Source organism: Sphingobium sp. VMM (assembly GCF_056790315.1).
Genome location: NZ_JBXGSI010000055.1, coordinates 1 through 1298, shown reverse-complemented (window position 1 = coordinate 1298; position 1298 = coordinate 1). Strand labels below are relative to the sequence as shown.

General features: G+C 63.5%; 1 protein-coding gene. It reads left to right on the top strand.

Going from position 1 to position 1298, the window contains the following annotated elements:
* Positions 1-65: 65 nt before the first annotated feature.
* A protein-coding gene (locus ACUCV3_RS27260) for an IS3 family transposase (protein WP_138921382.1) occupies positions 66-1237 on the top strand; the annotation gives its coding sequence in 2 pieces (ribosomal slippage) (positions 66-330 and positions 330-1237; 1173 coding nt in all).
* Positions 1238-1298: the final 61 nt, after the last annotated feature.

The following is a 1298-nucleotide window of genomic DNA, read 5'->3' as shown; positions in this document are numbered from 1 at the left end:
TGAGGTGGTGCCGGTTTTCTGGACAGGGTGTTAAGCTACTCCCGACCTGATGGATTGGTACGGGAATGAAGACGACGAGGAAGCGCTACAGCGCTGATTTTAAGGCCAAGGTCGCGCTGGAAGCGATCCGGGGCGATCTGACGCTGGCGGAGCTGGCAGCCAAGCATGGCGTGCACCACACGATGATCGCGTCGTGGAAGCGGCAGGCCATCGAGGGCATGGCAGGCACGTTCTCCGGGGCTGGCGATGTGGCCAAGGCCGTCAGCGAGAGCGAGGTGGAAAAGCTGCATGCCAAGATCGGGCAATTGGTCGTCGAGCGGGATTTTTTAGCGAAAGCCTTCGGTCGATGAGCGTGGACCGGAGGCGGGCGATGGTCGAATCTGCTCACCACCGCCTGTCGATTACGGCGCAGTGCCGCCTGCTGCGCATCAGCCGCTCGTCGTATTACTACGCACCGGTGCCGGAAACGGACGAGACGCTGGCGCTGATGACGGTGATCGACGCGACGTTCCTGGACTGCCCGTGGTACGGCAGCCGCCAGATGGCGCGGCACCTGCGGCGTGCCGGGCACGAGGTCGGTCGCCGTCGGGTGCGTCGCCTGATGGCGAAGATGGGGCTGACGCCGATCTACCAGCGGCCCCGCACGAGCGATCCGCACCCGCAGCACCGGGTCTATCCGTATCTACTGCGCAAGCTGGCGATTGAACGGCCCAATCACGTGTGGTGCGCCGACGTGACGTACATCCCGATGCGCCGTGGCTTCCTCTATCTGGTAGCAATCATGGACTGGGCGACCCGCAAGGTGCTCGCCTGGCGGCTGTCGAACACGATGGACGCCGGCTTCTGTGTCGCGGCGCTGGAAGAGGCGTTGGCCCGGTTCGGCAAGCCAGAAATCTTCAACACGGACCAGGGCAGCCAGTTCACCAGCTACGCCTTCACCAGCGTGCTGCGTGACGCCGAGGTCCGCATCAGCATGGATGGCCGGGGCCGGTGGATGGACAACGTCTTCATCGAACGCCTCTGGCGATCCCTGAAGTACGAGTGCGTTTATCTCCACGCCTTCGAGACCGGCTCGGAGCTGCGGGCTGGCCTTGGCCGGTGGATCACCTATTACAACACCCAGCGTCCGCACTCGGGACTAGCCGGGAGAACCCCGGTCGAGGCCTATCGGCGCATCGGGCAATCAGGTCATGGGGGGCATGCCCCCCATGACCTGATGATCAAACAGGCGGCATGAACGACAACCGGGATTAGCTTAACTCAGCCGCCAAACTGTCCAAGAAGGCGGGACCACTTCA